The following is a 9,236-nucleotide window of genomic DNA, read 5'->3' on the forward strand; positions in this document are numbered from 1 at the left end:
CGCTCCCACAGGGTTCTGCACAGAACGGGCATTTGTGAACACCGGTCATCCAATGTGGGAGCGAGCTTGCTCGCGAAGGCTGCGTATCAGTCGCCATATTCATCGCCTGAACCACCGCAATCGCGGGCAAGCCCGCTGCCACAGGGTTCTGCACAGAACGGGCATTTGTGAACACCGGTCATCCAATGTGGGAGCGAGCTTGCTCGCGAAGGCTGCGTACCAGTCGCCATATTCATTGGCTGATATACCGCATTCGCGAGCAAGCTCGCTCCCACAGGTTAGGATGTCGGCTGCACTCCCCCGTGACCTGCGATCGAACCTCGACGCGCTATCACTGTCATTCGGGGACGCGACGTTTTTTGCCAAGGATCGATATGACCAGCCTCAACCCCCAAGACACCTTCGTCCCCGGACGCCTGCAACAGGTGTCCACACGCATCGCTTTTTTCATCGCCGGCCTGGGCATTGCCGCGTGGGCGCCGCTGGTGCCGTACGCCAAGGCCCGCGCCGGACTCGATGAAGGCACGTTGGGCCTTCTGCTGCTGTGCCTGGGGGTCGGCTCGATTCTGGCGATGCCACTGGCGGGGATTCTCGCCACGCGCTTCGGCTGCCGCAAAGTCGCCACCGGCGGCACCCTGCTGATTTGCGCGGCGCTGCCGTTGCTGGCGACAGTGTCGTCGATACCGGCGCTGATCGCCACGCTGTTCATGTTCGGCGCCGGGTTGGGCACGGTGGATTCGACCGTCAACCTGCAAGCGGTGATCGTCGAGCGGGCCAGCGGCAAGCACATGATGTCCGGCTTTCATGGCCTGTTCAGCCTCGGCGGGATCGTCGGCGCGGCCGGTGTCAGCGCCCTGCTCGGCCTCGGGCTGACACCGCTGGCAGCGATGCTGGTCGTGGTGGCGGTGTTGATCGGCGCACTGTTCAAAGCGGTGCCGCACATGCTGCCGTACGGCAGTGAAAGCTCGGGCCCGGCATTAGCCATTCCCCACGGCATCGTGCTGTTCATCGGCGGGATGTGTTTCATCGTGTTCCTCACCGAAGGCGCGGCGCTCGACTGGAGCGCGGTGTTCCTCGCACAGGAACGCGGGATCGACACGGCGTATGCGGGCTTGGGTTACGCCGCATTTGCCCTGACCATGACGGCGGGACGCCTGCTGGGTGACAGGATCGTGCGCAGTGTCGGGGCTACGCGGATCATTCTGTTTGGCGGGCTGCTGGCAGCGGCAGGCCTGTTTCTGGCGACCTTCGCCCCGAGCTGGGAAGCCGCGCTGCTGGGGTATGCGCTGGTCGGCGCCGGCTGTTCGAACATCGTGCCGGTGCTGTATACGGCGGTGGGCAAGCAGACGGTGATGCCGGAAAGCATTGCGGTGCCGGCAATCACCACGCTGGGTTACGCAGGGATTCTGGCGGGGCCGGCGGTGATCGGTTTTGTCGCGCATGCCAGCAGTTTGAGTTTTGCGTTTGGCTTGATGGCGGTGTTGTTGGTGGCGGTGGCCATCGGCGGCAAGACCTTGAAAGTCTGAACATTGGCGCGGTACCTGTCAGGTTTGACAGTAGACAAGCCCTGCCCCCAATCATAGGGTTGATTTCCAGCTCAGGAGAAAAGGAAATCCGGCATGAACATTGGAACAGGATCAGTTATTGCGCTAATCACTATTCTCCAGGGATGCGCTTCCGTTAATCGATACGACTGGGGCGAAGGCACTGCCAATTTTGCGCCTGCTGAGCGGCTGGCCAATGCCGGCGGGAACTATGCGCATTGGCAAGCCATTGGCCGTGTTGAAGTTGAAGACGGCATGACCTGCTCCGGCACGCTGATTGACACTCGAGAACCCGGAGCAGTATCGCAACCCGCCTACGTGCTGACCTCCGGACACTGCACACATCCGGAGATAGGCAATAACGAGATCATCGTCAATCAACCTGCAAAGGGTCGGGTGACGTTCAATTATTTTTTCGACACGCAACCGCAAAGCCGTTCCTACACGGTCAGTCGCATTGGCTGGAGCACGCTACGCGGTCAAGACCTCTCTATCATTGAGCTTGAACAGCCTCTGGAACAGTTGATCAGAGACGGTATCCAGCCGTTGAAACTGGCGCGGACCCCATTGGTCAGCGAAGACGATATTCTGATCACCGGCGCGCCCATGAACGGTTTCATTCAGCGCATGGCCTGCAAACAAGAACACTCGGCGGCGATTATTGAAGGCCCATGGCGTTGGGTCGGACAACTGAGCAACCGTTGTCTCGATGTTGTCAGCGGGCTGTCAGGCTCGCCACTGCTTGCGCGTTACACCAATGAAATTGTGGGTGTGCTCGGCACCACCACTCGCGGGAGTGACCGCAATCGCTGCGACAAGGGCGCGCCCTGCGAAGTCGTGGCGGGACAGGTCAACAAACGCAGCAATACCAATTACGCCTCCACAACCGATGGGCTGGACGCCTGTTTCGCCAACGGACATTTCAATCCACGTCTGGACGGTTGTTCGCTGGGCGAGAACTGGTCGTTTCCTGGTTCGTCGCAAAACAGCGATTACATCAAGCTCGAGCGCGACGAACATGGACAAGTCGTGCCTTGGCGATGGCTGCAAACGTTCACCACAACCGCGCCTTACTACCGCTATCGCTTTACGCGCACTCTGGACGAATGTCAGAACCTTGATGGCTATAGCCAAGTGCGAACGGCTGCACCGGACGCCGATAATCAATTGAGTCATGAACTTAAAGACGGCTCAGGCTTGTACTTTCTCTGCCTGATTGGCCAACACCGGCCTACGGACGTACCCAAGCAATGGGCCGGAAGAACACCCAGCGTCTACTGGCGCTGGATGATGGACGCGCCCGCACCGCTGAAGCCTGCCTATAAGGTCGAAGCGGTAGGTGGCGACGAATACGACATCAGGGTATTTCCGGTTTCACCGGATCTGGATCCCGCCCGATTTCAATACAAGTACGGCCAGCCAGGGAGCATCAATTGCAATGACGGGCAGGGATTTCAACGCGTATCACCCTCCACAGGCGTGTTCCATGTTTCCATTGCCAATGGCCGAAAGAACGTCTGCCTCAAAGGCGCAGACCTGGCCGGGAATCCCGGGCCGACCATCGAGTTTCTGATCCCTCAATAGCTTCAGGCTTTTTGTGGCTGAACCGTGTGAAACCGATTCAGCCACAACAGCGCCTTAGAAACCTACACTGGCCTGCACGAAGAACGTACGCGGCGCACCGACATACATCCCCGAATTGTTGTCGCTGGAACGGGTGAAATACTGCTTGTCGAAGACGTTTTTCACCCCGGCGCCGAGCTTCAGGTTCGACACCTGCGGTCCGAAGTCATAACCGCCGCGCACGTTCCAGGTCACATAACCCGGGATGTCGCCGTACTGCCCGTCGGCCGTGCCTTCGGTGATGTAGTTGCCGTTGAAGCTGCCATCGGCGTTGACCCCGGTGCCCGGCGAGCGCTGTTTCGACTGGGCAAAACCGTCGATGTTGTAGGTCCAGCGATTGACGTCGTAGCGCAAGCCCACGGTCGCCACCTGCCGCGAATAGAACGGCAGATCACGGCCCTTGAAGCCCGGAATCTCGCCTTCGTAAGTCGCACGGGTGTAGGTGAAACCGGCGTTGGCGGTCAGACCGTCGAGACGCGGATCGAGCGCTGCCATGTCGTAGTGCACCGACGCTTCGATGCCCTGGTGCTTGGTCGCGCCAAGGTTGGTCCAGCCGACATCGTTGCTGATGTATTGCAGCTCGTCATCGAAGTCGATGTAGAACAGCGTCACTTCCCCGCCCCACACGTCATCGTTGTAGCGCGTGCCGATTTCGTAGGTCTTGGCCTTTTCCGGCTCCAGGCCGTTGGCGGTCTGGTCACCCGAGCCGCCCTGGCCGAGCTGGAAATACTGCAGGCTGCCGAACGAGGTTTCGTAGTTGGCGAACAGTTTCCACGCGTCCGACAAGTGATACATCACGCTCAGCGCCGGCAGCGGTTCGTTGCTTTCGATGCTGCGGTTTTTCTCCGGCACGCGTTTGCCCGAAGTATCGAGCACGGCGCGGTCATGCCAGTCAGTGCTGATGTGTTCGAAGCGAATGCCCGGGGTGATGGTCCAGTTGCTGACGTCGATCTTGTTGTCGACATACACCGAGTTAGCCTCGGTGCCGCCGGTGCGGTCCTGGAACACATGACCGTCGGACGTCGGCGTGACCACCGGCTGATTATTGACCAGCGCCAGACGGCTCGACTGTTCGTGCATCGCCTCTTTCAGGTAGCGATAACCGACGCTGACTTCCTGCGTGGTCGGGCCGACGTCAAACACCCGCGACACACGCGGTTCGACACCGAGGGTGTAATAGGAGCGCGGGTACGAGCTGAGGGTTTTCTGATCGCGGGCGGCGATGGTGCTGCCGCGAAAGCTGTCGGTGTAGTAGGTGAGGATTTCTGCCTGGGTGCGCTCGTCGATCTGCCGGATCCACTTGAACGACACGTCTTTGCGCCGACCGCTGAAGTTGTCGTAATCGCGCACCGAATCATACGGTTTGTCGTCGTACTGCTTCTGCGTCAGGCCGCCGGGCATGTCGGCGCTGGCGTCGTAGTAATGAACGTTGAGGCTGAAATCGTCCTGATCGGTCGGCGCCCAATGGGTCTTGAGCAGCACGTCGTCGATGTCGTTATCGTTGTTGCGCTCGCGGTAACCGTTGCCGTTGACCCCGGAGTACAACAGCGCCACGCCCATGCCGTTGTCGGCCGTGCCGCCGAGGAACGCCGTGTCGATGTGCTTCCAGCCGCCGTACCGGGTGGTCTCCAGCGTGGTGCCGATTTCCCCGGTGGCTTTTTCCGGAATGGCGCGGGTGACGAAGTTGATCACCCCGCCGACGTTTTGCGGGCCGTAACGCACGGAACCGGCGCCGCGTACCACGTCGATGCTGTCGAGATTGCCCGAGGAGATCGGCGCCATCGACAGTTGTGGCTGACCGTACGGCGCGAACGCGGCCGGCACGCCATCGATCAGCACCGTGGAGCGTGGCGACAGGCGCGAAGTCAGGCCACGCACGCCGACGTTCAGCGCGATGTCGCTGCCGCCGGTGCCGTTGGAGTCCTGCACCTGCACGCCCGGCACGCGCTTGAGCACGTCACTGACGTTCATCGCGCCCTGCTCGACCATGGCTTCGCGGCGGATCACCGTGCGTGCGCCCGGGTGGTTCTGTACCACGGCGGCATCGGCGTCGCCGAGCCAGTCGCCGACCACTTTGATGTCGGTCACGCCCAGTTCCAGCGGGCCGTTGCTGGCGGCGGTCGCGACTGGCGCCAGAGTCACCGAGCCTTCGTTGATCTGATAGTCGAGGCCGCTGCCCTGAAGCAATTGGCGCAGCGCCTGCTCGGGGGAAAGATTGCCGTCAACCGCCGGCGCCTGTTTGCCGGCGACCAGATCCGGGCTGAAAAACACTTGCAGCGAAGTTTGCTGGCCCAGCTCGCTCAGGGCCTGGCCCAACGGCTGGGCGCGGATGTGAATGGCCTCGGCGGCATAGGCCAGCGGCATCGCAGCATTGACCGCCAGCGTCAGCGCCAACGGTAACCAAGGGGATTTTTTGTTGTTGGTTGAGGTGTTTTTCACGTCGAACGTAGTCCTGTGGAGCGCAAGAGTGTGCGTCTGTTAATGCAAACCAGTTGCAGTTGAACAGGAAGACGATGAACTCGAAAAAAACCTGAATGTTATTTTGAAATTATTTCCTGACTACCATCGGCCAGGGTGCGGACGGCCACCGGCAGGATGCTCGGCAAGGCTTTGAGCAAGGCGTCGGTGTTGTCGGATTTGAACACGCTGGTCAGGCGCAGACTGGCCACGGCCGGGTTGCTGACCGTCAGCGGCTTGTCGCGATAACGCGAAACTTCCGCCGCCACTTCACTGAGGCTGGCGTTGTTGAACACCAGTTTGCCGCCGCGCCACGCCGTCAGTTCAGCGGGGTTGACCGCGTAGGCGGCAGCGACTTTGCCTTCGGCATCGACATGGGTGCCAAGGCCGGCGGTCAGGTTGATGAATTGGTCGTCCGGCGCATTGCGCCCCTGCACCTTGACCGTGCCCTGCTCCACCGCGACCCGGGTTTGCGTGACATCGCGGCGCACATCGAAACGCGTGCCGGTGACCGTGACCTTGCCGCTGCCGGCCTCGACCACGAACGGCCGCGCCGTGTCGTGCTGAACGCTGAACAGCGCCTCGCCTTCACTCAATTCGATCAGCCGCCGATCCTTCTCAAAACGCACCTGCAGGCGGCTGCGGCTGTTCAGGTCGATCACCGATCCGTCCGGCAGCGCCACATGCTTGCGCTCACCCAGCGCCGTCGCGAACTCGGCGCTGTAGCCGTCGGGGTGATTCAGACCGCTGAACAGACCGAGGCCGAGCGCCACCGCCAGCACACTGGCGGCCACGGCATAGCGCAGCAGCGGGCGACGTTCGCGACGGGCCGGCGGGGTTTCGACGAGGGCCTTGAGGCGTGGCGCCGGCAGCAGATCGGCCGCCGTCCACAGGCCTTGCAGCAACTGGAATTCGTCACGGTGTTGCGGATGCTGGTTCAGCCATACGTCGAAGCGCTGCTGTTCGTCGGCACTGATCAGCGGTTCCTGCAAACGCACAAACCAGCGTGCCGCCTCATCGCGCACCGTTGTTTGCCCGCACGCGCAATCACGGGTATCCATCATGGAATGTCCTGTCGGGCTGGGGATGAAACGCGGTGGCCGCTCATGACTGCATGCCGTCGAGACGATCGCGCAAGTGGCGCAGGGTGCGGATCATATACTTTTCGACCATGTTCCTCGACAGCCCCAGGCGTTCGGCGATTTCCGCCTGGGTCAGCCCTTCGATCTTCTGCCAGACGAAAATCTTCCGGCAGTTGAGCGGCAATTCCTGCAGCGCCCGTTCGATGGAGTCGGCCAACTGGATCGCCTGCATGTAATGCTCCGGGTCGCCGGTGGACGACACACTGTGATCGATCGCCTGCGACTCCATGGCTTCCCGCCGATCCTCACGCCGATAACCGTCGACCGCGATGTTGCGTGCGGTCTGGTGCAGATACGCCCGTGGCTGCTGCACCGCTGCCGAATCGGATTCGAGCACCCGCACAAAGGTGTCGTGCGCCAGATCCTCGGCCTGCGCGCGATTGCGCAGACGCCGGGTCCAGGTGCCGATCAACTCTTCGTAATGCTCGAAAAAGCCGGGTCTGCGGGGCAGCATGGGGTTCATGACAGCGTGCTGGGGAAAGAGGCGTGAATAGTAATGCTTCCTATTAAGGCCGGCAATTCATTCCTTGGAGACCCGATCCGCCGTTCATCTCCAGGTCATCGTGCTTTTGCAATCACCTCACTCATGTATTGATGCAGATCGCGAAAATCCTGAACGCTCCAGGCGTGCGGCGCGATCTTCACGCCGTTGTCCTGCAAGGTTTTTGGAATCAGGTTTCCATTGGGACGAAGGATGATCGAGGACACGATGACGCCCGGATAATCCTTAAGGCGTTTCTTGAAGGTGGCTGTTGTCAGGTCAGGCGTTGGCGGATTGCTTTTATTGGCCAATGGCCCGGTTGCCTTGATATCGGCGCCGTGGCACACAGCACAGCGCTGGACATAAAGATTTTTGCCGTTGGCATTTTCCGCAACGGACAGGGAGGTCTGAATGACTGATAACAAAGCGAATAAGGTGACGAGGGTTGTTTTCATTTTTATAGAGCAGAGGCTGAAACGGACGCCGCACAGCTAAGCACACATCAGGAAGCCAATTTCCACGTATCGAGAAATTGCCGGGCAGCGACCCACGTCGTCGAGTTTTTCGCAGCCGTCCCGCCTATTGTGTAAAATGCCGCCCGGGTGCCACCGCAACAACGCGGCAGGGCAGGTTTAATTCAGCGCAGGTCGGGCCGCCGCGCGGAGTTGCTGTGCCTATGAGCCACGATCCGTCACGCCTGCAGGCTGCCCGTCAGGAGTCGCCTTCTGCCCTGGCCTTTCTCTCGCGATTTTTCGCCGCCGAGTCCGCCGGTGGCCTGATTCTGATGGCCGCTGCCCTGGCCGCGCTGCTGGTCGCCAACTCGCCTTGGGCGGCCACGTATTTCTCGACCTTGCACATCAAGATCGCCGGTCTGTCGATCGAGCATTGGGTGAATGATGGCCTGATGGCGATCTTCTTCATGCTGGTGGGCCTGGAGATCAAGCGCGAAATGCTCGCCGGTCAGTTGTCGACCTGGGGTCAGCGCGCGCTGCCGGGCTTCGCCGCGCTGGGCGGGATGCTGGTCCCGGCCCTGATCTACGTCGCGATCAACTGGGGCAATCCGCAGACCCTGAGCGGTTGGGCGATCCCCGCCGCCACCGACATTGCTTTCGCCTTGGGCGTGCTGTCGCTGCTGGGCAAACGAGTGCCCGTCTCGTTGAAAATCTTCCTCTCGGCGCTGGCCATCCTCGATGACCTGGGCGCAGTGGTGATCATCGCGATTTTCTACACCAGCGGCCTGTCGGTGAGCATGCTGCTGGCCTCGTTGGCGGTGATTGCACTGCTGGTAATCCTCAACCGCTGCGGTGTCAGAAAGCTTTGGCCATACCTGATCGCCGGCGCCTTCCTGTGGTTCTTCATGCTGCAATCGGGGATCCACGCGACCCTCGCCGGGGTGATTCTGGCCCTGTGCATTCCGCTGGGAAATCCCGAAGACGAGCACAACTCGCCGCTGCTCTACCTCGAAGAAAAAATGCATCCGTGGGTGGCGTTCGCCGTGGTGCCGATTTTCGGCTTCGCCAACGCGGGTGTGTCGCTGACCGGCATTTCTCCGAGCAACCTGCTTGAGCCGGTGCCGCTGGGCGTCGCGCTGGGGCTGTTGTTCGGCAAGCAGATCGGCATCCTCGGCCTCGGCGCCCTGGCGATTCGCAGCGGCCTGGCGCAACTGCCGCAAGGCGCGAACTGGCTGCAACTGTACGGCGTCGCCCTGCTCTGCGGGATCGGCTTCACCATGAGCCTGTTCATTGGCGCACTGGCCTTCCCGGGCGCGCCGCATCTGGTCGACTCGGTGAAGGTGGGTGTGTTGCTGGGTTCGATTTTGTCCGCGCTGCTGGCGGTGGTCGTGCTGATGAGTGCGGGTAAGGCGAAGGCTTCGAGCTGACCGCCAGATCGGGTCGAGACAGAAAACCAATGTGGGAGCGGGCTTGCTCGCGAAAGCGTCAATTCAGTCAGCTAATTTATCGACTGAACCACCGCCTTCGCGAGCAAGCC

Annotated in this window: 7 protein-coding genes; 3 read left to right on the top strand and 4 right to left on the bottom strand. The window is 61.1% G+C overall.

The features are described 5' to 3' along the window. Positions 1–374 precede the first annotated feature (374 nt). Together QMX91_RS25905 and QMX91_RS25910 are read left to right on the top strand one after the other, a co-directional pair. Positions 375–1,526 carry an MFS transporter gene (locus QMX91_RS25905; protein ID WP_282413581.1) on the top strand — a complete coding sequence of 384 codons (1,152 nt, stop codon included), beginning with the start codon at positions 375–377 and terminating at the stop codon, positions 1,524–1,526. A gap of 93 nt (positions 1,527–1,619) precedes the next feature. Further along, positions 1,620–3,128 carry a trypsin-like peptidase domain-containing protein gene (locus QMX91_RS25910; protein ID WP_282413582.1) on the top strand — a complete coding sequence of 503 codons (1,509 nt, stop codon included), beginning with the start codon at positions 1,620–1,622 and terminating at the stop codon, positions 3,126–3,128. A gap of 54 nt (positions 3,129–3,182) precedes the next feature. On the opposite strand, the gene QMX91_RS25915 is transcribed toward QMX91_RS25910, so the two are convergent. The 4 genes from QMX91_RS25915 to QMX91_RS25930 all read right to left on the bottom strand — a co-directional run bounded on the left by QMX91_RS25915 (position 3,183) and on the right by QMX91_RS25930 (position 7,702). Continuing rightward, a complete protein-coding gene (locus tag QMX91_RS25915) occupies positions 3,183–5,606 on the bottom strand; it encodes a TonB-dependent receptor (protein ID WP_282413583.1) in 2,424 nt (807 codons plus the stop codon). Positions 5,607–5,704: 98 nt separating this feature from the next. Continuing rightward, positions 5,705–6,688 (bottom strand): FecR family protein, encoded by a 984-nt coding sequence (locus tag QMX91_RS25920; protein ID WP_135295348.1) that lies wholly within the window; start codon positions 6,686–6,688, stop codon positions 5,705–5,707. Between the two features lie 40 nt (positions 6,689–6,728). Beyond that, a complete protein-coding gene (locus QMX91_RS25925) occupies positions 6,729–7,229 on the bottom strand; it encodes a sigma-70 family RNA polymerase sigma factor (protein WP_003223490.1) in 501 nt (166 codons plus the stop codon). Between the two features lie 95 nt (positions 7,230–7,324). Continuing rightward, complete coding sequence (locus QMX91_RS25930; RefSeq protein WP_098968023.1) at positions 7,325–7,702, bottom strand: c-type cytochrome; 378 nt, start codon at positions 7,700–7,702, stop codon at positions 7,325–7,327. A gap of 221 nt (positions 7,703–7,923) precedes the next feature. Between QMX91_RS25930 and nhaA the strand changes: the two genes are divergently transcribed. Then, positions 7,924–9,126 carry a Na+/H+ antiporter NhaA gene (gene nhaA, locus QMX91_RS25935; protein WP_098968022.1) on the top strand — a complete coding sequence of 401 codons (1,203 nt, stop codon included), beginning with the start codon at positions 7,924–7,926 and terminating at the stop codon, positions 9,124–9,126. Positions 9,127–9,236: the final 110 nt, after the last annotated feature.

Source organism: Pseudomonas sp. PS01299 (assembly GCF_029960145.1).
Classification (GTDB): Bacteria; Pseudomonadota; Gammaproteobacteria; order Pseudomonadales; family Pseudomonadaceae; genus Aquipseudomonas; species Aquipseudomonas putida_A.

Coding starts and splice junctions, on each gene's coding strand:
- QMX91_RS25905 (WP_282413581.1), top strand. CDS start 375: ATGACCAGCCTCAACCCCCAAGACACCTTCGTCCCCGGACGCCTGCAA.
- QMX91_RS25910 (WP_282413582.1), top strand. CDS start 1,620: ATGAACATTGGAACAGGATCAGTTATTGCGCTAATCACTATTCTCCAG.
- QMX91_RS25920 (WP_135295348.1), bottom strand. CDS start 6,688: ATGATGGATACCCGTGATTGCGCGTGCGGGCAAACAACGGTGCGCGAT.
- QMX91_RS25925 (WP_003223490.1), bottom strand. CDS start 7,229: ATGAACCCCATGCTGCCCCGCAGACCCGGCTTTTTCGAGCATTACGAA.
- QMX91_RS25930 (WP_098968023.1), bottom strand. CDS start 7,702: ATGAAAACAACCCTCGTCACCTTATTCGCTTTGTTATCAGTCATTCAG.
- nhaA (WP_098968022.1), top strand. CDS start 7,924: ATGAGCCACGATCCGTCACGCCTGCAGGCTGCCCGTCAGGAGTCGCCT.